Source organism: Clostridium sp. DSM 8431, assembly GCF_900116755.1.
GTDB lineage: Bacteria > Bacillota > Clostridia > Clostridiales > Clostridiaceae > Clostridium.
Genome location: NZ_FPBY01000049.1, coordinates 1 through 21,475, shown reverse-complemented (window position 1 = coordinate 21,475; position 21,475 = coordinate 1). Strand labels below are relative to the sequence as shown.

General features: G+C 28.8%; 30 protein-coding genes and 1 pseudogene. 30 read left to right on the top strand and 1 reads right to left on the bottom strand.

Features of this window, described 5'->3' with window-relative positions:
• The first annotated feature begins 820 nt into the window (after positions 1-820).
• The 16 genes and pseudogenes from BM384_RS06930 to BM384_RS18155 all read left to right on the top strand — a co-directional run bounded on the left by BM384_RS06930 (position 821) and on the right by BM384_RS18155 (position 12,035).
• Positions 821-1,279 carry a LytTR family DNA-binding domain-containing protein gene (locus BM384_RS06930; protein WP_090012388.1) on the top strand — a complete coding sequence of 153 codons (459 nt, stop codon included), beginning with the start codon at positions 821-823 and terminating at the stop codon, positions 1,277-1,279.
• The gene (locus tag BM384_RS06925) at positions 1,279-1,785 is read left to right on the top strand and encodes a LiaF transmembrane domain-containing protein (RefSeq protein WP_090012386.1); all 507 of its coding nucleotides are present in this window, start codon (positions 1,279-1,281) and stop codon (positions 1,783-1,785) included. Before BM384_RS06930 ends, BM384_RS06925 begins: the two co-directional genes overlap by 1 nt.
• Positions 1,786-1,989: 204 nt before the next feature.
• On the top strand, positions 1,990-2,382 hold the full coding sequence (locus BM384_RS06920; RefSeq protein ID WP_090012391.1) for a Rid family hydrolase: 393 nt from the start codon (positions 1,990-1,992) through the stop codon (positions 2,380-2,382).
• A 31-nt stretch (positions 2,383-2,413) separates the two neighbouring features.
• Complete coding sequence (locus BM384_RS06915; protein WP_090012385.1) at positions 2,414-2,737, top strand: (2Fe-2S)-binding protein; 324 nt, start codon at positions 2,414-2,416, stop codon at positions 2,735-2,737.
• Positions 2,738-2,751: 14 nt separating this feature from the next.
• The gene (locus tag BM384_RS06910) at positions 2,752-4,326 is read left to right on the top strand and encodes an FAD-dependent oxidoreductase (RefSeq protein WP_090012384.1); all 1,575 of its coding nucleotides are present in this window, start codon (positions 2,752-2,754) and stop codon (positions 4,324-4,326) included.
• A gap of 17 nt (positions 4,327-4,343) precedes the next feature.
• Positions 4,344-4,679, top strand: a complete 336-nt coding sequence (locus BM384_RS06905; RefSeq protein WP_090012382.1) for a (2Fe-2S)-binding protein — start codon at positions 4,344-4,346, stop codon at positions 4,677-4,679.
• Complete coding sequence (locus tag BM384_RS06900) at positions 4,672-5,799, top strand: NAD(P)/FAD-dependent oxidoreductase (protein ID WP_090012381.1); 1,128 nt, start codon at positions 4,672-4,674, stop codon at positions 5,797-5,799. The genes BM384_RS06905 and BM384_RS06900 overlap by 8 nt, the downstream gene beginning before the upstream one ends.
• A 29-nt stretch (positions 5,800-5,828) precedes the next feature.
• Positions 5,829-6,662 carry a helix-turn-helix domain-containing protein gene (locus tag BM384_RS06895; protein ID WP_090012379.1) on the top strand — a complete coding sequence of 278 codons (834 nt, stop codon included), beginning with the start codon at positions 5,829-5,831 and terminating at the stop codon, positions 6,660-6,662.
• A 13-nt stretch (positions 6,663-6,675) separates the two neighbouring features.
• On the top strand, positions 6,676-7,032 hold the full coding sequence (locus tag BM384_RS06890) for a P-II family nitrogen regulator (RefSeq protein WP_090012378.1): 357 nt from the start codon (positions 6,676-6,678) through the stop codon (positions 7,030-7,032).
• 17 nt (positions 7,033-7,049) lie between these two features.
• A pseudogene (locus BM384_RS18620) lies at positions 7,050-8,474 on the top strand (APC family permease).
• A gap of 25 nt (positions 8,475-8,499) precedes the next feature.
• Positions 8,500-9,633, top strand: a complete 1,134-nt coding sequence (locus BM384_RS06875) for a tyramine oxidase subunit B (RefSeq protein ID WP_090012374.1) — start codon at positions 8,500-8,502, stop codon at positions 9,631-9,633.
• 400 nt (positions 9,634-10,033) lie between these two features.
• Positions 10,034-10,822, top strand: a complete 789-nt coding sequence (locus BM384_RS06870; protein WP_090012372.1) for an SseB family protein — start codon at positions 10,034-10,036, stop codon at positions 10,820-10,822.
• Between the two features lie 86 nt (positions 10,823-10,908).
• Positions 10,909-11,226: a phage portal protein gene (locus BM384_RS18170; protein ID WP_242945968.1), complete on the top strand. Its 318-nt coding sequence runs from the start codon at positions 10,909-10,911 to the stop codon at positions 11,224-11,226.
• A 218-nt stretch (positions 11,227-11,444) separates the two neighbouring features.
• Positions 11,445-11,621, top strand: coding sequence for a hypothetical protein (locus BM384_RS18165; protein WP_242945967.1), 177 nt, complete (start codon positions 11,445-11,447; stop codon positions 11,619-11,621).
• Positions 11,602-11,838: an HK97 family phage prohead protease gene (locus BM384_RS18160; RefSeq protein WP_242945969.1), complete on the top strand. Its 237-nt coding sequence runs from the start codon at positions 11,602-11,604 to the stop codon at positions 11,836-11,838. Before BM384_RS18165 ends, BM384_RS18160 begins: the two co-directional genes overlap by 20 nt.
• The gene (locus BM384_RS18155) at positions 11,787-12,035 is read left to right on the top strand and encodes a hypothetical protein (protein ID WP_242945966.1); all 249 of its coding nucleotides are present in this window, start codon (positions 11,787-11,789) and stop codon (positions 12,033-12,035) included. Before BM384_RS18160 ends, BM384_RS18155 begins: the two co-directional genes overlap by 52 nt.
• 125 nt (positions 12,036-12,160) lie before the next feature.
• Here BM384_RS18155 and BM384_RS06855 read toward each other — a convergent pair whose 3' ends face one another.
• A complete protein-coding gene (locus BM384_RS06855; protein ID WP_090012371.1) occupies positions 12,161-12,658 on the bottom strand; it encodes a hypothetical protein in 498 nt (165 codons plus the stop codon).
• A gap of 95 nt (positions 12,659-12,753) precedes the next feature.
• Between BM384_RS06855 and BM384_RS06850 the strand changes: the two genes are divergently transcribed.
• From BM384_RS06850 to BM384_RS06800, 14 genes are all read left to right on the top strand, one after another.
• Positions 12,754-13,209 carry a hypothetical protein gene (locus BM384_RS06850; RefSeq protein WP_090012369.1) on the top strand — a complete coding sequence of 152 codons (456 nt, stop codon included), beginning with the start codon at positions 12,754-12,756 and terminating at the stop codon, positions 13,207-13,209.
• A gap of 100 nt (positions 13,210-13,309) precedes the next feature.
• Entirely contained in the window at positions 13,310-13,483 is a 174-nt protein-coding gene (locus BM384_RS18150) for a hypothetical protein (RefSeq protein WP_242945965.1), read from the top strand.
• Between the two features lie 509 nt (positions 13,484-13,992).
• Entirely contained in the window at positions 13,993-14,280 is a 288-nt protein-coding gene (locus BM384_RS18145; protein WP_242945964.1) for a phage major capsid protein, read from the top strand.
• 212 nt (positions 14,281-14,492) lie between these two features.
• Positions 14,493-14,645 carry a hypothetical protein gene (locus BM384_RS17600; protein ID WP_175537305.1) on the top strand — a complete coding sequence of 51 codons (153 nt, stop codon included), beginning with the start codon at positions 14,493-14,495 and terminating at the stop codon, positions 14,643-14,645.
• Positions 14,646-14,659: 14 nt separating this feature from the next.
• Positions 14,660-14,803 (top strand): hypothetical protein, encoded by a 144-nt coding sequence (locus BM384_RS17595; RefSeq protein ID WP_175537304.1) that lies wholly within the window; start codon positions 14,660-14,662, stop codon positions 14,801-14,803.
• A gap of 83 nt (positions 14,804-14,886) precedes the next feature.
• Positions 14,887-15,066, top strand: a complete 180-nt coding sequence (locus BM384_RS06840) for a hypothetical protein (RefSeq protein WP_090012368.1) — start codon at positions 14,887-14,889, stop codon at positions 15,064-15,066.
• Between the two features lie 48 nt (positions 15,067-15,114).
• Positions 15,115-15,513, top strand: coding sequence for a radical SAM protein (locus BM384_RS06835; protein WP_090012366.1), 399 nt, complete (start codon positions 15,115-15,117; stop codon positions 15,511-15,513).
• Entirely contained in the window at positions 15,506-16,408 is a 903-nt protein-coding gene (locus BM384_RS06830) for a radical SAM protein (protein ID WP_090012364.1), read from the top strand. The genes BM384_RS06835 and BM384_RS06830 overlap by 8 nt, the downstream gene beginning before the upstream one ends.
• Positions 16,408-16,749: a hypothetical protein gene (locus tag BM384_RS06825; protein WP_090012362.1), complete on the top strand. Its 342-nt coding sequence runs from the start codon at positions 16,408-16,410 to the stop codon at positions 16,747-16,749. Before BM384_RS06830 ends, BM384_RS06825 begins: the two co-directional genes overlap by 1 nt.
• Positions 16,733-17,635, top strand: a complete 903-nt coding sequence (locus BM384_RS06820; RefSeq protein ID WP_175537303.1) for a radical SAM/SPASM domain-containing protein — start codon at positions 16,733-16,735, stop codon at positions 17,633-17,635. The genes BM384_RS06825 and BM384_RS06820 overlap by 17 nt, the downstream gene beginning before the upstream one ends.
• A 3-nt stretch (positions 17,636-17,638) precedes the next feature.
• On the top strand, positions 17,639-18,799 hold the full coding sequence (locus BM384_RS06815; protein WP_090012359.1) for a S41 family peptidase: 1,161 nt from the start codon (positions 17,639-17,641) through the stop codon (positions 18,797-18,799).
• Positions 18,800-18,849: 50 nt separating this feature from the next.
• Positions 18,850-19,725: an ABC transporter ATP-binding protein gene (locus BM384_RS06810; protein WP_090012357.1), complete on the top strand. Its 876-nt coding sequence runs from the start codon at positions 18,850-18,852 to the stop codon at positions 19,723-19,725.
• On the top strand, positions 19,726-20,343 hold the full coding sequence (locus BM384_RS06805) for an ABC-2 transporter permease (RefSeq protein ID WP_090012356.1): 618 nt from the start codon (positions 19,726-19,728) through the stop codon (positions 20,341-20,343).
• A 1-nt stretch (position 20,344) separates the two neighbouring features.
• Positions 20,345-20,575, top strand: a complete 231-nt coding sequence (locus BM384_RS06800; protein WP_090012354.1) for a hypothetical protein — start codon at positions 20,345-20,347, stop codon at positions 20,573-20,575.
• Positions 20,576-21,475 lie beyond the last annotated feature (900 nt).

Genomic DNA, 21,475 nt, shown 5'->3' with positions numbered 1-21,475 from the left:
TTGGAGAGAATCTACAAAAAATTTGTATAAAGATATAAAATTGAGAAAAACTTAGAATTTAATAGATTTTGTCCAATATAAAGGGGTTAATCCGACAGCATCTGGAGTTGTTTCAGAAACTATTCACAAATTACCAGAGATAGCATCGGTAGCACAACGAAATGAGATTATTAGAGACTTGGCAAGACAAAAAATGAATCAGGAAACAATAGCTGCAATGTTAGATGTGTCCCAATCAACTGTTTCTAATGTGTTGAGAAAGAAATAGATATAATACTAAAAAGAAATGAGTACGGATAAGTATACAAACAAAATTGGGAAAATAACCACGAAATTAGCAGTAGATTATAAAATGATTATGGCGGCTAGATTATTAACAATAATATTTTTTATAGTATAGCTATCCGCTAAAAATTCAAAAAACATCAGTATAATGACAATTATAGTTTGTAATATAGAGTTCGAATAATTTCAAACAGAAAAAGAAGATACATCTGAATGATCAACATCCTTCAGAAATATCTTCTTTTTGTTTAATGGAGTAAAATGTACAACCCACCTGCATAGATAAGGTGACTTGTAATATAAAAAAGTAAAATTAGTTTTCATATAGTATTGTATCCACTTTATTTTATTTTATACATTACAGTAAAAAAATAATTATATTTCCATAAAAAAATTACATAATATTCTTTTAAAAGCAGTAGTAAATAATCCTGCTGCTATTTTTTACCTTTTACTTCATATATTAACTACTTACTTAAAAACCATTTACTTACAAGCAATCAGGGATATAATGGATATTGCGGAGAGTGAGGAGATGAAAATACAGATTCAAATTGATGATAAAGTGCAGGAAGATGAAATTATTATTAGATGCAGAGAACTGACAGATGATATAAAGGATATACAAACTTTAATAAAAAATAAACTTTCAGAAAGCTTGAATCTCAGCTTTTTTAAAGAAGATAAGGAATTCTACATTCCAATAAAGGATATTTTATTTTTTCAGACAGAAGATAATGGGGTTTTTGCTCATACAAAAAAAGATATGTATGAAGTTAAATATAAGCTTTATGAATTAGAAGCCATGCTTCCAAAGAATTTTATGCGTGTATCTAAGTCTTCTATTTTAAATATTGATTATATTTATTCAATAACTAGAAGTCTTACATCATCAAGTGTGGTTGAATTTGAAAATACCTTTAAGAAGGTATATGTGTCTAGGCATTATTTTAAAGAATTAAAAGATGGTTTATTAAGAAGGAAGAATTTATAATGAAGAATAAGTTTTGGGGAGTGTTGTTAATATTAGCTGCCATTGCAGTTTTACTAAATAAGATTTTTATTTTTGAAGGTTTTAGTTTAATAAAGTTTGTGGTTACTGTACTTTTAATAAGTATTATTGTTAAGAGCATTCCAAAAAGAGAGTTTGGAGGAATACTTTTTCCAATAGCCTTTATATCTATATTATTTGATGATGAATTAGGAATAACAGCTATAACACCTTTTCCAGTACTTTTAGCAGCTGCTCTTGGAACTGCTGGTTTATCTATTATTTTTCATGATGGTAAAAAAACAATGTATATTGAAGGTAAAATAAACTTTGATTTAACTTTTGGTGGATCTGAAATATATGTACCTAAGTCTTGGAAGGTAATAAATAATGTAAGCTGTACTTTAGGTGGTGTTAGTGAAAAGAATAGAGGTACAGGAGAAGGTTCTAATGTTTTAGAGTTAACTGGAAGAGCTACTTTTGGAGGAGTAACTATAATTTATGTTTGATTTATAAATATTTTTACAAATAGTTCTGATTTTTACTATTATTTCAAAAAAACAAACTGATATAATACAAATATGGAAAGAACAAAGGCGTTTAAACATTAAATTGTTTAAATGCCTTTTCTTGTATATGAAAAAGATGAGACAAAGATGTCTGAGTGCATAGAAGCACCAGGCATCTTTTGCACTTTATAAGAAGAAAGGATGATTTATATGGAAAGAATTAATTATTCTTCTGGTGCACCACTTGAGGAAAAGGTTGGATATTCCAGAATGATTAAAGTTGGAAATTTAGTTATGATTGGTGGTACTACTTCAGTACAACCAGATGGAAGCGTATATGGAGTAGATGATCCTTATGCACAAGCAAAGTACATTTTTGAAAAGCAAGTTAAGCTTTTAGAAAAGGCAGGAGCTACAGCTCAAAATGTTGTTAAAGTTAATGCTTTTGTTACAAATATTAAGGATTGTGCTGAAATATCAAGAGCTTATTCAGAGATATTTCATGATATAAAACCATTATTTACAGCAGTTGGCATTGCAGAGTTAAATAGACCAACACAATTATGTGAGATTGAAATGACAGCAGTTATTTCTTAAGTTTGATAGATATTTAGGGAGGCATAGAAGGATGAGCAGAATAGTAGAACACCCAGTACTAGGAACTCCTTTAAAAGGAGTGAAAGTAAAGTTTACTTTAGATGGTAAAGAAATGGAAGGATATGAAGGAGAATCAATAGCAGCAGCTTTAAAGGCAGCAGGAGTTATGGTTCATAGATATACAAAAAAACAACATAAACCAAGAGGTATATTTTGTGCTATAGGAAGATGTACAGATTGTGTAATGATTGTTGATGGGGTTCCAAATGTGAGAACATGTATAACACCATTAAAGGAAGGTATGAAGGTTCAAACACAATATGGAGTTTCAGCAAAGAAGGATACAGAAGTATAGGAGGGAGATTCATTATGAAAAGATATGATTTAATAATTGTTGGTGCAGGACCTTCTGGTCTTTCAGCAGGAATTGAAGCAGCTAAAAGAGGATTAAAGGTTGTAATCTTTGATGAAAATGAAAAACCTGGAGGACAGTTATTTAAGCAAATTCATAAGTTCTTTGGTTCTAAAAAGCTAAAGGCTAAAGTAAGAGGTTTTAAGATTGGGGAAGATCTTTTAAAGGAAGCTTCTGAAGCAGGAGTTGAGGTACAGCTTAATTCAACTGTTACAGGAATGTATATGGATAAGGAAGTCTTAGTTAAACAAGGTGACAAAATGGAACATTACAAGGCAGATGCAATAATTGTTGCTACTGGAGCTGCTGAAAATATGGTTACTTTTGAAGGCTGGACTCTTCCTGGGGTAATTGGAGCAGGAGCTGCACAAACTATGATGAATCTTCACGGAATAAAGCCTGGAGATAACATATTAATGCTTGGTTCAGGTAATGTTGGACTAGTTGTTAGTTATCAGCTTATTCAGGCAGGATGTAATGTAGTAGCTTTAGTTGATGCTGCACCTAAAATAGGAGGATATGGTGTACATGCAGCTAAGGTTGCAAGACTTGGAGTTCCTTTCTATCTATCTCATACTATTACAAAGGCAGAGGGAGAAACTTCAGTTACAGGAGTTGTTATAAGTCATGTAGATGAACATTTCAAACCTGTACCTGGAAGTGAAAAACATTTTGATGTTGATACTATATGTATGGCTGTTGGATTATCTCCAATGTCTCAGCTTTTAAAGATGGCAGGATGTGAGATGGAGGATAACCCAAAGAGAGGTGGCCAAGTTCCTAAGCTTAATGAATTTGGTGAAACTTCTATTAAGGGAGTATTTGCAGCAGGTGATGTTTCAGGAATTGAAGAAGCAAGTTCAGCTATGATTGAAGGAAGAATGGCTGGTGTATGTGCAGCATTTTCAACAGGCTTTATAGAAAAGGAAGAAAGAGATTCAGTTTTAGAAGAATTAAAATCAGATCTTGATTCCTTAAGACAAGGTATGTTTGCTCCTAAAAATAGAGGTAAAAACATTGAAAAGACTGATGAAGGAATAGATATCTCAACTAACCTTTTAAAGAAGGGCTTTGTATCTGATGATGAAATTGAAAGATTTCCAGGAATCACTCATAGAAAGGGTATTCATCCAGTAATGGAATGTACTCAAAATATACCTTGTAACCCATGTCAAGATGCATGTCCACGTCACTGCATTAAGATAGGAGAAAATATAACATCCCTTCCACAAATGAAGGAAGATGCAGTATGTACTGGATGTGGACTTTGTGTAGTTTCTTGCTCAGGCCAAGCTATCTTCTTATTAAATGAAGATTATGATGAAACTTCAGCAACAGTAACAATTCCTTATGAGTTTTTACCATTACCTAAAAAAGGTGATATAGGAACAGCACTATCTAGAAGTGGTGAAAAGTTATGTGAAGCAGAAATTTTAGAAGTAAGAAGTAGTAAAGCCTTTGACCATACAAATCTTTTAACAATGAAGGTTCCAAAGGATATGGTTATGAAAGCAAGATTCTTTAAAGCATAGGAAGGAAGGGAAAAAATATGAGTAAAGTTAATGATAGATCAAGAGACATTGGTGAATTCAAGCCAATGCCAGATGATGACATGATTATATGTAGATGTGAAGAAGTTACAAAGGGTGAAATAATAAAAGCTGTTCATGATGGCATGTTTACTATAACAGAAATAAGAAGGTATTTAAGAACAGGTATGGGACTATGCCAAGGGCAAACTTGTGCAAAATTAGTTAAAGGTATTGTGGCAAGAGAACTTAATGTGTCTTTAGCAGAATTAGAACCAGCAACAAGCAGGGCACCTATGAGATCTGTTGAAATGAGAATCTTAGGAAATGAGAAGGGAGGAAAAACTAATGAGTAAGGTTTCAGATGTAATTATTATTGGAGCAGGAGTAATAGGAAATGCTACAGCTTATTACCTTGCAAAAAAAGGAGTTAAGGTTACTATTCTTGAAGGCAGTGATCATATAGGAAATGGTGGCTCTACTAGAAATGGTGGCGGTGTAAGACAATCAGGACGTGATCCTAGAGAACTTCCTTTAGTTATGTGGGGAATTAAAAATCTATGGCCTAATCTTTCTGAAGAGCTTGGAGTAGACACTGAATATACTCAAAAGGGAAACCTTCGTCTTGGTAAAACTAAAAAGCATTTAGAAATTCTACAAGGCTTAACAGATAGAACTGTTAAATGTGGTCTTGATGTGAAAATGATAAGTGGTGATGAAGTAAGAGCTATTAATCCTTATCTTTCAGAGGAGGTTATTGGAGCTAGCTGGTGCAAAACTGATGGCCATGCAAATCCTTTAACTACTACCCTTGGATATTATAAAAAGGCTAGAGAGCTTGGAGCAAAGTTTATAACTGGGGAAAAGGTAATTGAACTAAAAAAGGTTAAGGGAAAAATAAGACAGGTTATTACTGAAAATAATACTTACGAAGCAGACAAGGTTCTTTTAGCAGCAGGATATGAAAGTAGAGCTATAGCAAAAACTGTAGGTATTGATATTCCTATGAGTGAAGTTAAACTTGAATGTCTTGTAACTGAAGCAGAAGAGGAAATGTTCCCTCAAATGCTAGGTACTGCAGAGGCAGACTTTTATGGCCATCAAACTAAACATGGTTCTTTTGTATTTGGTGGATCTACTGGCCTTGAAGGATATACTTCTGATAATGGAAAACCTATAGCAACTAGTATTGGAGCATCGTGTACCTGTCGTGGAATTATGAAGTACTTTCCAGCTTTAAGTGATACAAAGATAGTGAGAGCCTGGGCTGGATGGATTGATCAATGTGCAGATGGAGTTCCGGTTTTAGGAGAAGTACTAGAGGTTCCTGGATTATATTTAGCTTGTGCATTTTCAGGACATGGCTTTGGTATAGCACCAGCAGTTGCCTATACTTTAGCAGAACTTATAAATGGTGAAGAAACAACTCTTGATATTTCAGAGTTTAGATATGATAGATTTAAGGCTAAAATTTAGAAAGATTTAAAGAAAGGTGGTTAATAGCTATGTCAGCATATAATGATTTTTATATTGATGTTAAAAGAACATTATCTGCAATGCAACCTTTAATGGTTTTGGCAGGAGATAAGTATTATAAGAAGTCTGTTATGAAAAATGGAATTTCACATTTTTATAGATATAAGGTTTCTCAGAAAATAAACAAAAATGTGGTAGTTGTACCTGATGGTTCTATAGATATTTTATTTAGTGTTAATTCTGAAAATCCTAAGGCTGTATGCTATGGCTCTCCTTTAAATCTTACAGATATAAATTATGTACCTTTTGTTAAAGAAAACAAAGAAATTTTTGGAGTAAGGTTTTTTCCTGGTAGTACTGCTTTTCCATCACAAAAGAAAATGGCTGATTTCACAAATAAGTCAGTAGATTTATCTTCTATTCTTGAAAAAGATGATGATTTTAATGAAGAGATAAGAATCTTTACTACTAGATATTTAGAATATTACAGAAAACAAGTTATTAAAGAAAAGGAAAGTAATTTATATGAGTTTACTCTTAAAGAAATAATTAATAGCAAAGGAAAGATAAAAGTTGATGAAATAAGTGAAAAATCAGGTTATTCATCTAGATATATAAACAAGCTTTTTAATGAGTACTTTGGAATGTCACCTAAGCTCTTTTGCAAAATAGTAAGATTTCAAAATGTGCTTAAGGCTGTTACTTTAGATGAAAAAATTATAGATATAGCTGATAGCTTTGGCTTTTGTGATCAATCTCATTTAGGAAAGGAATTTAAAGCTTTTATAGGTACTTCCCCTAAGAGGCTTAATGAAATTCTTAAAACTGAAGATTATCAAAAAAGACTTTGCATAGTTGAATAAAGGAGGAAATTTTATGGAATTATCAAGAGTTGAAATTATAGCAAGTGAAGCAAAAGTTATTGAATTAAAAGATTCTTTATCAAGGTTTGGTATAACAGGTATGACAGTATTTCAAGTTTTAGGCTGTGGAGTTCAAAATGGAACTTTAGAGTATGAAATAGATACTTATGAAACTCCAAACCTTCTTCCAAAACAAATGGTAATGCTTATTTTACCTACTAAAGATCTTGAAAGGTTTATTAAATTTGTTAAAGAAGAACTTTACACAGGCCATATAGGTGATGGAAAGATCTTTATATCAGATATATCAAATGTAATCAGAGTTAGAACTGGTGAAGAGGGATATGATGCAGTAACAGGAAAGAAATAATTTAAGGGGTGATTGTTATGGAAGAAAAGAAATTAGGGCTTCCAAGTGTAATAGCTACGGGGGTTGGACTTATAGTTGCTACTAGTTGTTTACTATCTTTAGGACAAGGAGCCTCAGCTCTAGGTACACCTTTTATAATTTCAATGGTCATTGCATGTATATTAAATATACTAACAGCCCTTTCAATATCAGAGCTTAATGCGTTAATGCCAAATTTAACAGGAGGTCTTGCTCAGTATACCTTAGCATGTTTAGGACCTTTTGTAACATTAATAGCCATGGTAGGAGGATATCTTGCCTGTAACACCATGATATCAAGTGCAGAGTGTGCAATGTTTGGTAATACTTTAAAAAGTGTACTTCCACAAGTAAATATACCATCTAGCACATATTGTATAGTTCTCCTTATTGTATTAATTTTAATTAACCTACGTGGTGTAGATATGTTTGCAAAGATTCAAGACTTTGTAGCATATGGCTTAATAGCTTCCTTATTTATCATGGCAGTTTTAGGATGCATAAAAATTGGTACTTGAAGTGTAGTTACTCAAGAAGCAGTTCTTACATCAGATTTTAAAGATGTTACATCCTTTTGTGGCCTGGCATTCTTCTTATTTATTGGATGTGAATATGTAATACCTATTTCAAATAAAGTTAAGAATGCTAGAAAAAATGTACCTTTAGGCATGATATTAAGCCTACTTATAATATGTGGTATTCAAGCTCTATTAATTATAGGTTTTAAAAATTATACATTATGGGGAGACTTAGCAGAAAGTACAACACCTCATGTTCTATATGGTGAGGCTATCTTAGGTAAGGCTGGAGTTGTATGGATGGCTATAGTTTCAATATTAGCAGTAACAAGCAGCGTAAATACAGTAATCTCAGCCCTAGCTTATATTGCAGCAGGTATGGCTAAAATAAGACTTTTACCTTCTGTATTTATGAAAACTAATAAGTATGGAGCTCCCTTTGTAGGAATCTTCACAATAGGCGGCATTATGATACTAATTAATGCAACTGGTCTTTCAACATCAGAGCAATTATCCTTTTTAATACTTACTGGATGCGTATTCTGGATGGTTGCTTATGTAGTTTCACATATTAATGTTTTAATACTTAGAAAAAGATTACCAAAGGCACCAAGAACCTTTAAAGCACCAGGTGGCATAACTGTTCCTGTGCTAGGAATTATAGGTACCTTGTGGATGATATACAATATTGATTCTAACCCAGATACAAGACTTAAAATTTATAAAGTTTGTTTAGTTATTTTAGCAGTACTAGCTGTATATGCCTTCCTATGGATAAAGCTTGTACTAAAACGTAAAATGTTTAAGCCAATACCTTTAGAAGAGGTTATGGCAATGGAAAATGAATTATATCAAGTTTATCGTAATCCTAAAAAGAAGGCTGCCTATGAACTTGCAAGAGGTTAAAGAGAAAGAAAGGAAGTAGAAAATTATGAGTTATCCAAATGTAGATTTATTATATTTAAATGAAGAAGATATGATTAAGGCAGGAGTTACAGATGTAGTTAAATGTACAGACTGCATGGAAAATGTGTTAAAGCTTTTAGATAAGGGAGACTATAGAATGGGAGGAGAAAATGGAAACTCTCATGGATGTATGGTTACTTTCCCTGATGAGCCAGAATTTGAAGGTATGCCTAAAAATGGACCTGATAGAAGATTTATGGCTATGCCAGCTTATTTAGGTGGTAAGTTTAAAAGAGCAGGTATGAAGTGGTATGGTTCTAATGTAGAAAACAGAGAAAAAGGAATTCCACGTTCAATCCTTATGATGATGCTAAATGACAAAGATACAGGAGCTCCTTTAAGTTTAATGTCAGCAAACCTTGTAAGTGCTTATAGAACAGCAGCCATTCCTGGAGTTGGAGTTAAACATTTAGCTGTTAAAGATGCCAAGGTTCTTGGAATTGTAGGACCTGGAGTTATTAACACTATTACAATAAAGACCTTTGCAGCTTTAAGACCAAGCCTTGATACCTTAAAGATTAAGGGAAGAGGAAGAGCTTCAATAGATAGATGTATAGAATTTGTGAAAAAGGAATGTTCTCAATTTAAAAATATAATTGTATGTGATACTTTAGAAGAATGTATTAGAGACAGTGACATCCTAAGCTTTGCAATTTCTACACCAAAACCAGGAGAAGCTTATCCAATAGTTAAAACTGAATGGATTAAGAAAGGAGCATTATTCTGCTGCCCAGGTGCTATAGATTTTGAAAATGAATTCTTAGCTCATGATGCAAAACTTGTAGTTGATAATACAAAATTATATGAAGCATGGGCTGAAGAATATCCATATCCAACTTTTAAAACTATCTGTATCCTAGGATCTAAGTTTACTGATCTTTGCCATGATGGATTAATGACTAAAGAAAGAATAACTGACCTGGGAGCAATTTTAAATGGAGAAGCAGAAGGTAGAAAGAATGATGAAGAAGTTATTATCTACTCAGTTGGAGGAATGCCTGTTGAAGATGTTGCATGGGGAAGCGAAGTTTATGACTATGCTTTAGAACATGGAATAGGAACTAAGTTAAATCTTTGGGAAAAGCCTTTCCTATACTAATAAATTATATAAATATCCTACTTATTAATAGATAAAAAACCTACTTATTGAGAAGTGGACAAACCTTGCAAAGAGGGGTGTCTGCTTCTTTTCATGTGAATAAACTAAAGGTAGAGCTATCAAAAATTCTAAGTTTTTCAAATATTTTAAAAATATATATAGGAATAAATGTTGAAAAATGTTATAATTGTAATATAATTTTTTGCTTTAAAGGCGGTGTATTGAATTGAATAGAGAAGAAAAAGCAAAGTATGATAATGAAATAAGCAATAAATTTGTGGCAGGAACTAATTATGATGATAGTGAACTTGAAGCTTTAAGCATTTAAGATTTAGCTGTATTACTTAACAGTGCAAACTATGCTTTAGTAAATAGAATAGTTGAAGATGCTGAGGAAAGAATGCCAAATCTTATTCAAAAGTTTCTTAGAATACTTATACAAAAGGTCAGAACAATAGAAAAATTTTATGTTGTAATCGATAACAGCACAGGTTTTCCTTTTATAGATGAACATGCAGATGATTGTATATGGTTATTTTCAACTGAACAATATGCAAATGATGCAGTAGAACACTATGCTGAAAGCTACAGAAACTTTAGGGTACAACCTATAGAAAATAAGGATTTAGGCAATTTTGCAGAAGACTTATATTTAAATGGAATCTATGGAGTTTATATAGACAATGGTTATGCAAGCTGCATATTAAAGAAGGAAGATCTTTTCCCAATACAAATGGAAGAAGGAAAAGAAGATCCTATAATGAATCCTGACTTTATGCTTGCACATTTAGAAATGGTTCAGGAAGCTTCTTGGAAGGTTGATTATGAAGAAAGACCAACTATTTTAAAGAGCTTAGAAAAGGAAGTTGCAAAACAAATCCTTAATGCAGAGTTCTTAGTTCCAGTTAATGCTTCAGAAGTTGAAGAGGGAACAGTGGAAAATGCTAAGCTAGATATACCTTGCTTAGAAGGTAAGGATGGACGTGAAGCAATACCAGTATTTACTGACTGGAAACAATTTAAGTTTGCTTATTCTGGAGATGATTATAAGGGACTACTTATTACTTATGATCATATAGCTAACTTCATTAAGGATGGCAAGCCTGTTGTTATTAATGTGGGTAGTTGTTTCTTGGAGCTTAATGAGAATAATATTAAGGGAATTGAAGCTATTGCTAATGAGGAATAATAAAGAGATTTTTAAAATAATATTACAATCTTAAATGATAGACATCCTTTGAGTGAGGGTGTCCATTATTTTTTTAATGATGGAAAATGTTTTGTGAAAGAAATAGTGAGAATTGTGTTGTACTTAATAAAGGTTTATCCCTTCAAGAAAGTGCAGCAACCAGTACAGAAATGCAGATGAATGAAAATAAAATAACTAATGCTGATGAAATATGCAAACTCTTTGTAGTACCTCCAACAATGCTTGAAGGATATGGAAAAGCTAATGATAATGACTATGAAAAGTTTATAAAGCTTGCAATATTACCACTTTTAAGAGTAATACTTGCAGCACTTAATAAGGGCTTTCTTCTTGAAAGGAAAAGAGTTCTTTTTATTTTGGTTTTGATGTTAAGGAGCTTTTAAAAGGTGATATAGAAAAGAGATTTAGAGCCTATGAGATAGGTATTAAGAATAAGATACTTACTATGATGTGAGATATGAAGAGGATAGAGAGCTTATTGAAGCTTTTAATGACACAGTAGTTTTAGGACTTAATGATGTTCTTTATAATACTAAGACAGGGACTATTTAAACACCTAATACTGATAAAACAAGTTCTATGAAGGGAGGTGAAAGGGAAAATGAGAGTAGAAATAAGGAATGATAGTATTCTTATTAATGGTTATGTAAATGCAGTAGGAATAGATAGTAAGCCTATACCTTATATTAATGGAGAGTTTATTGAACAGATAGAACCAAAAACTTTTGATAAGGTTTTCAATAAAGCTGATAATATAAATCTTTTTATTAAATCATGATGAAAATAAGAAACTTGGTTCAACTAAAGAAGGTAATCTAGAATTATTTGAAGATAATATTGGTCTTAGAGCTATTTGTACTATTACTGATAGAGATGTAATTGAAAAAGCTAAGAAAGGTAAACTTAGAGGGTGGAGCTTTGGGTTTGCTGTTAATAAGGATAGGTGGGAGGATATACTAATAAAGGTTATCAAAGAAGATATGTTGAGGATTTAGAACTTTTTGAAATTTCTATTTTGGATAATAGGAAAAGTCCTGCTTATGCTGGGACTTCGATTGAAATGAGAGATGATAAGGAAAGTGTCAGCGAGTGTAGAAGTTATTATAGGAAGCTAAGATATGTTAATAAATATAAAAATATGGTTAACTATAGAAATTATGAAAAAGAAATAAAAAGATTAAATAATAATTAATTTAAATTCAATTATAAAAAAGAGAACCTTATTAGGAACTCTTTGTGGAACTATTATATAACTTATTTTGATTTAAAAATTAAATTTAACTTTTTAAGTAATAATTTAAAGGTATTTCTGGGATTTTAGGCATTTACAGTATAATATTTAGTGTATGATTCACCACCATCAGTAGTTGTTACTGTAACTTCAGCATAACTTATTCCAGGTAAACTTACTTCAAAAGTTGGTGCTGAAAAAGGTGAAACATTGTATTCACTAAAAGTTCTATTAATTTGAAGTCTGCCATCTCTGTATGCTTTTATATTAACAACCATACTATCCAGTGAATCTACAGCTACATTACGAACAGCTACTTTTACTGTACTACCAGATATTCTACAGTTTACAGTTATATAATTTGTAAGGATGTTAACTCCTAAACGACTAGATAAATTGAGATTACTAGGTGAATTAGAATTGTATGGTGAGTTAAAATAAATTACATCATTAACAACATTATTAGATGTTGTAACTTTTGTATTAGAATTTTCTGTAGCACTAACATTAGTACTAAATCCAACAGATATTAATAATAGAATAGAAAAAATAATAGAAATAAATTTTTGTGTTAATTTTTTCAAAACAAAATCTCTCCTTTTTATGTTTATTATGTTATATAATAGAAGTATATTAATATATTACCACAATTTTACAAAAAAGAAAGGTGAGGATTAATGTGGCGAAGTTTATAGATGAATTATTTATAATATTGAGCAAGCAACTAGTTGATATTCATGAAAAGGGGCTATGCGAATCTAATAGTTTGGTTACTAAAAATAAAATAGTAGATGATTTCCTAAAACTTGCATTAGATATGTCCAAACAAGGATATAGACCTGAGATTATAGATGCAGAACTCTCATTCAATATTTCTAGACATATATTAAATAATGATATTGATGAAGTTCCATTACATGCAATGGAAATAATAAAAAACACTTTACAAGCAATAATATCTATTGACTACTCATTTTTGGTGTCGTATTCAAGATATTTATGCTCTGATGAGGTAAAGCATGAAATACAATATAATATTTTTAATGTTTTTAGTGATATAGAAAATGAAAAAGGATTACTATTTAAAAATTCTATTATTGATATAATGCCTAGAAGTGGTAAAGATAGGGTATAGAATAATTATAACTTATGGTAAGTAAAATGAATTGGAAAGGGGCTAGATTAAGTTCTAGTTCTTTTCTTTTACTTAAAATTAATTAAAAGGAGGACATTAAATGTCAAAAACACTAAGAAAAATGAAAAGAATAGAATACAGAGCCTTACCAGATGAAACAAAAGGCTTAGAAGAAAAAAGAAATGATTTATTAGAAGAAATGAAGGGAATAGTTAATAAAGCAAAGTCAGAAGTTAGAGCTTTAACAGAAGAGGAAGCCACACGTTTTGATTAAATAAAAACTGAAATTGAAGCAATAGATAAAACTATAGAAAAGTAAGAAGAAACAGATCATTAGCTAATAAGAAAACAATTAAGAAAGAAAAGAAGAAGGAAGAAAGAACTCAAGAATAGATTAATAATGAAGAGCTTGGAAGTATTTTTAAAGAAGAAAGAGAAGCAGCATCTGCTATGAATACTGGAACTAATGAAAAGGTGACCATGTTATTAATAAAGAACTATCCAAAGAAATTATAGAGGAACTTAAAAATAGAAGTGATGTTTATAAATTCTTCAATGGTACAACGGTAAAATGAAATTATAAAATTCCTAAAAAGACTTCTTCAGGAAAGGCAGAATGGGTTGATGAAAATCCAGATAGTGATCCTATCTCAACTATTCCTAAGTTGGAATTCATAGAGCTTGGTCAAAATAGACTTTATAGAGAATCAGCTATCACAAAGAGTATAGTAAATGTGGAAAAGTCAGATTTACAAGGATTTATTAAAGAAGGTTAAGTGGTTTATGAATTCTGAAACTTTCTTAGATATAGATTTATTAAAAGATAATATGGGGAGAGGTTTATTACAGCCTAATCCAACTTCAAAAATTGATTATATATTATTAGTTTTTCCAGTTGTTTTAACTGACGCATTAAAGATATCTGAAGATTCAGGAAATAACTGCCTAATAGTTTTAGCAACACCTGCAGCTTATCACACTAATACTCAGAGCCAATTAGCTATGTATGTTTATACTGACTCAACCTTTACAAGAAAAGGCCTTATAGGATATGGAGCTGATTTATATTAAAAAAGTTTCTATATTAAGTCAAGAATAGTTAAATAAAATAAGACAAGCTTCAGCTTGGTATAAATAAAATAAAAAATTGTTTTTGACTAAATTTTGTTGTGTTTTTATATAAAATTATTATATAAAATATTGACCTTTTGTAATATTTGGTATAAAATTCTAAACAAGTTTACAAAACTAATATATAAATAAAAGTAAAGAAGAATAGAAAGATGGAAATAATTAATACTAAAAATTTTGAAAAAGAAAATTTAAATGAAGAAGTTGGTGGAGCTGTAGCTTGTGTTGTTGGATGCGGATCATTTTGTGTATTAGGATGGGCTGGCGGTGTTATGTTCATGGCCTCAGTAGCAACAATAGCTTAGAAAGGAGATTTGACATGAAAATATTAAATAATAATGAAAATGATATTAAAAATGAAGAAGTTGGTGGAGATATTGCTTGCTTTATGGGGTGTGCAGGATCTTGTCTAATATTTGCAGGAGCAGTTTCTGCATTAGGAGCAGTAACTTCATTTATATAAAAATATATGGAGTCATCAAGTAATCTTGATGACTTCATAATAATTTTAAAATATTATAAATATTAAAACATCAGGAGGAATAAATGCTTAAGCTGGCAGAAATTGTTGAATTTAAGACTAAGAATCAAGAGTACGTTTATGACTCTATAACAAGTAGGGTTATAAATACTACAGAAGTTCAAACTTTTTTAATAAAGAATTTTTTTAGTGAAGAAAATAACTATATAAGTATAAAAAATAAGTTTGATATTACAGAGAAATAGTATAATCAAATTAGATCATACATTAGTTCATTAATATATAAATATAATATGTTTTATTATGAAGAAGGAAAAGATATTAAGAATGAACTTATAGTTAATGAGTTAAAAGAATTAACGTATGATTCCCCTTTATCTCAATTAATATTAATTATGACAGATAATTGTAATTTGAAATGTGAATATTGCATATATTCTGATAAATATCCTAAAGATATAGAGTATTCTCGTAGAAAGATGGATTTTAATACTGCAAAATTATCTATAGATAAGTATTTTGAATTACATAAAGAAAGAAAAAAGCATGGATTAAATAAAAGTGCTAATGTAAGTTTTTATGGTGGTGAGCCACTATTAAATTTTGATTTAATAAAAAAATCAGTAGAATATATAAAAAATAGAGCCAGAAACAATATTTTATATTACAACAAATGGTACGATAATGAATGATGAAATTGCAAGATTCTTTGCAACTAATAATTTTATAGTGACTTTTAGTTTAGATGGATATAAGGAAAATCACGATAGAAATAGAATTTTTATTGATAGAAGAAAGTCCTTTGATACTGTTATTAAGAATATAAAAAAACTTAAGGCAGTAAAAAATGAATTGGGAGATAATAACCCGATATCTTTTAATTGTTGCTTTGATTTATATACTGATTTGGAGAAAGTAGTATATTTCTTTGAAGAAAATTATCATGAATTTGCTCCATTTTTTATAACCTATGCACCTATAAAAAAGGTTGATACAACTTATTATGAATGGTGTGATAAAAGATATTTAAATGATGCTGAATTTAAAAAGGGTACACTGTATGAAAGTAAAAGAAAATTAGAAAATAAGTTATTTTATAAAAATGAATTTAGCACTGAATTTAAAGAAGTAGCTGCTTCTTTATTTTTAGGAGAATTAACTTTCTATATAAGGAACAAAAATCATAATATTGGGATTCTCAGAAATAGTTGTTTGCCATTATCTAAAATGACAGTAACACCAGATGGAAAAATAGTTTTATGTGAAAAAATGTGTGAAAAGTTTCCTGTTGGACATGTTAATGAAGGTATAGACTGGAATAAATTGTGCGATATAACAAATGCTTTGATAAGATTTTTTAATTCAGATAAATGTAGAAAGTGTAAGGTTAGAGCTATGTGCGAGGCTTGTTTTATGTATTTAGATAGTAATGGAATGATAAGTGAAGATTTTTGTAATAAGAAAATTACTAATTTTGAAAAAGAATTGGAACACCATTATAAATTATATGAGGATAGAGTAAATATATTGGATGTTCTAAAGGATAATAGGGATAATATTTTGAAAGTTCAGGAGGTATCTAAATAATGAAGTATTTTAGATTATATCCAACAGTTAAATTAGTGAGTACATGCAAAAATTCATGCTTATATGATTTTGTTAATGGATTAATGATTAAACTTGATGATAAAACTAATCAATTATTGAATAATTATAGTAATGGTATAGATGAAACTGATGAAAGTATAAATATATTAAACAAGCTAGAGGAATTAGGATTGGGATTTTATACAGATACTATAAAATTTCAAGAGGATTTCGAAAATACTGATATTGAGCTTAGAAAGGTTATTATGCCTAGTAACAATACAATTCAAAAAGTTTTTATAGAACTTGGAAGTGAATGTAATCTTGTGTATAATTTGTAATAGGGATGATAATTTATATAGAAAAACTGGGTGTAAAAAGTGGCCAAGATATGAAAAAAAGTTAAATATGGATCATTGGGATGAAATTTTAAATGATTTATCTAAATTAAAGAGTAATCAGTTATGTTTTATTGGAGGAAATCCTCTATTAAGAATTGAAAGAGTTAATGAGATAATTGAAGTGAGTAAAAAGTATGGATTTAATACATTTGTTATATATTCTAATGGAACAATAATAGATGATAATGTTATAAAAATATTAAAAGAGAATAACATAATTTTAAGCATACAAATATTATCGTTTAATCCTAATACATTATTGAAGTTAGGATTAGATCCACAAATAGAAAAAGAAATAAAAAATAATATAGAGCGATTAATAGAAGCACAAGTTAATTTTGTAGTTCAAATATTGGTTAATAGATATAATGAAGATGAAATTGATGATATAAGAAATATATTAAAGAATGAGTATAATATTAGTAATATAGTAGTGGATTTTATCTACAAAAAACCAGAGAATACATATTATTCTGAAAAATATCTAAATAATATGTATACAAAAACATTTACAAAGGTTAGTAAAGAAAAGTTTAATGCATTGCAGATGTGGAACTCATGTTTTAAAGGACAATTATCAATAAGAGAAGATGGTGAAATATTAATTTGTCCAATGATGAGAAAAAGTTTTGGAAACGTATTAAAAAATAAGATTTATGAGATATTGAGAGAAAAAGAATATAACGAATATGTAAATATGTCCAGAAGTACAATAGGTAAGTGTAAAGAATGCGCGTATCAATATAATTGTGTTGACTGTAGAGCGATAGAATCAGCAGCAACAGGCGATATATATGGTTTAGAATATTGTAATATAAAGGATTGATTTATGAAATATTTAAATTTATATAATGAGGTTAAAAATATAATTAGTGATAATTATATATTTTTGGATAATCAAAAATATATATGGATAAATAGAGTAAAATGTTTAGAAGAAAATTTAAACGATTTTAAAGATGAATATTCTTTAATAGAAGAGTTATTACTAACATTAAAAGATCCTCATACAAAATATGTTAAGTTAAATAAAGATAATGAAGTGTACGATATAGATTGTACTTGGGTAGAAGAAAGTCTAATAATTATGCCTAATATTTTTAGATATAAAAATAATATTGTTGGGGGTAAGATATTAGCAGTTAACGATATCGATATAGATGATATTATTAAAACAGTTGAAGAAAAATTGAAAGGATTTCCAAAATCAGTAATAAAAGAAGAAGTTATAAAATACATAAAAACAGGATTAAACACTGAAGTAATTTATGTGAAAGTAAATAAAAATGATAATATTAAAATAGAAGAAATAAAAAGAATTTCAATAGATGAAATCAAGAAAAATTTCACAAAAGAATTAAAGGAGATTCAATATAATAGCAAGCCAATATTTGTAAAAGAAATAGAAAATAATATTTTATTAATTAAGATATTTTCTTTTAGAATTCAAGGATTATTAGAGTATATTTTAAATAAAAGTGATTTGATAAAGAAAAATAAAGTATTAATTTTCGATATTAGAAATAATAGGGGTGGATTTATAAAAGAAACTAAAAGAATAGTGTCTTCAATAATTGAAAAAGATGTAGAGTTAGATTACAAAATATTATCAAATGAGGGATTGAACAATAAAAATGAGAAAATAGAGGAAGAACACAATGCTATTTTTTCTGATAAAGATATTTATATAGTTTGTGATGAGTATACAATGAGTTCAGCTGAATTTATTTTTTTAAGTGGCTTAAAAAAAGGCTATAAAAATCTTAAGGTAATAGGAAATTGTACAGCAGGTGTATCTGGACAAGCTAAGTTATTTTTGTTAAGTTCTGGTGATATTCTTCAAGTTACTATAAAAAAATATTTAGATAAAAAAAATAGAGAAATTAACAAAGGGTATACTCCAGATATAATTGTTAAATTAGATACAGAGGATTATGTTAATAATAATGATAAAGTTATTGAAACAATAAAATTAATGTATGAATTATAGTGCTGAACTAGAGGTGAACTTTGTTTTTTATAGATAATAGGAGGATAAGTATGGATGAGAAAATATTGGAAATAAAAAAACTTAATAAATCATATGGGGAAAAATTCAGCATTGAAGATTTAAATTTAACAATTAAGAAAGGAGAAATAGTTGGAATAATTGGAGCTAATGGTGCAGGAAAATCAACTATGATAAAGTCTATATTAAATATAATAAATATAGATTCTGGAATGGTTCTCTTTAGTGGTAAGGAAATGAAATCTAATGAAGAAGAGATTAAACAAAAGATTGGTTATGTAGGAGATAATAATAAATTTTATAATGATATAACTCTTAAATCAATATACAAATTTGTTAAGGAGTCGTATAAACAAAACTGGAATGATGAATATTTTTATATTCTTATTAATGATATTTTCAAGTTAGACATGAAGAAAAAGGTCAAGGAATTATCTAAGGGAATGTTGGTAAAATACATGATAGCCCTAGCTTTATCTCATAATCCTGAATTATTAATTTTGGATGAGCCTACATCTGGATTGGATCCAATTATTAGAGAAGAAGTAATAAAAATATTGTTTAATATAAATAAAGAAAAGAACATAACAATACTTATGTCATCCCATATATTAGAGTATATAGAATCTATTTGTAATAGAATAATATATATCGATTCCGGTGAAGTAATATTAGATATCTGTAAAGAGGATGCGGCTAATACATATAAAAGAATAAAGCAATATAAGCTAGATGATAGTGAAAAGAAATTGTTTGATGAATTTGCAGTACTAAATAATGAAAATTATTTATTTGATATTAATTTATTTAACAAAGAAGTTATAAATAAATCTAAATTCCAGCCTATGTTTGAAAGAGCATCATTAATTGAAATATTAATAGTCTTAAAAGAAAGGAAAAATATATAGATGTTTACTTTATTAAAGAAAGATATTTATTTTTGTAGCAAGTATATAGGAATAACTGTTGTTTTTTGTATTTTATCACCAATTTTGTTGGTGATTGATGGTGATAATTTATATCAATTATTAAGTTTCTACATTCCAATGGTAGCATTAGGAGTGATTATTGGAAAGATATGTTACATAGAAGACTCTGATGAGGTTAAAATGTTTTTAAGATCATTACCTTATAAAAGAAGTCATATAATAATATGTAAGTATTTAGAAGTACTAATTTTAAATGTTATATCAATATTATATGTAAGTATAGTACAAAGAATATTAGAAAAATCCTCTGATTTTGGATATATTCTTGAAATAAACCTCTTGGTTGGAGCATTCTTTATGTTTTATTATTCAATTTATTTATTTCTATATTTTAAGAAAAACTATCATACTGCACAAAATACTATGTATATAGTATTAGCAATAATATTTGTATGTGTATTCATATCTAATAGAAATATGATATCTAAGTATGATTTTACAAACTTTTTTAATATTTTTACAGTAGGAGTAATTTATTTATTATCGCTAATGATAAATTATATTAGCATGAATATTGTAATTAAGGGAGAAAATTAATATGAGTATTAAAAAGTATTCATTAAAATTTGAAATTATATTAATTTTTATAGGAATGTTTATATTTAATTTGGGATATTTTTTTAATCATTTAAAAAGTAATGAGTATTCTGATATTATGAACATGATAGAATCAGTAGATTTAAGCTATCCTATATTGTATTTCATTGTATCAATAATTATTATTATATATAGAATATATACAGATAAGTACAAAAGAAATAGTAAATAAAATTTATATACAATAGTTTTTTAGTTATCCTAGATTAGGAAGCTTTGAAACAGAGGTTTTAACATGGGGACAATGTAGATGTGCATGGTTGGAAAATAAATAATTCAGGAAACTTAATAGAATCAAAATATATAAAATGAGAAAATAGGTATATTAGATTAAGTACATTAAGATATAATTTGTTATTGTTAATGCTTTATCAACGCCGATAAAATTTTATAAAAAGACATAAATGAAACTAAGAGTGAATAAAAATTATGCTATCTTTGAAAAGTAAGTAATATCAATGCTTTAAAAAGATTGTATATGTTTTTAAATGTTTATAAATTTTATGGTCATTTATAAGGGTAACAATCCAACGGTAGGATGCACAGTAGCAGTTACTGATGAATAAGAAATGAATAAATTAATAGTATATTTAAAAGGTTTTAGAGCATTTATATATTTGACTATATTATGGACTGGCTATTAGTTAGTTAAGAGATAGCACACGTGTTTAACACATACTAAAAGCGGTTCTTTCCAATGTTAGTTGAATATCATTAGTATATAACATCATACTTTTAAACTTTCCAATTTAATAACTTTCATTCTCAAAGTTGAGCCTGTAAATAATTTTGTGTATTCTTATCTTTTTCTTAGAAATAATCAAAATTATTGAATCTTATTTATTAAACAATTTTGTCTGAAATTGTAACAAAATTTTTGTTATCTATATTGTATATTATACCCAAAGTATGGCTATAATATACAATACGGCAAATATTTATTAGGACTTTTTGTTAAGATTTTCTTAACTATAGAGTCCTTTTATTATGCATTTTTTTCAAGAATATCACTAAATAGTATATTTAATTGATTAACCACTAAATCCCACTCTGCATAGCTTCTGGTCCATTT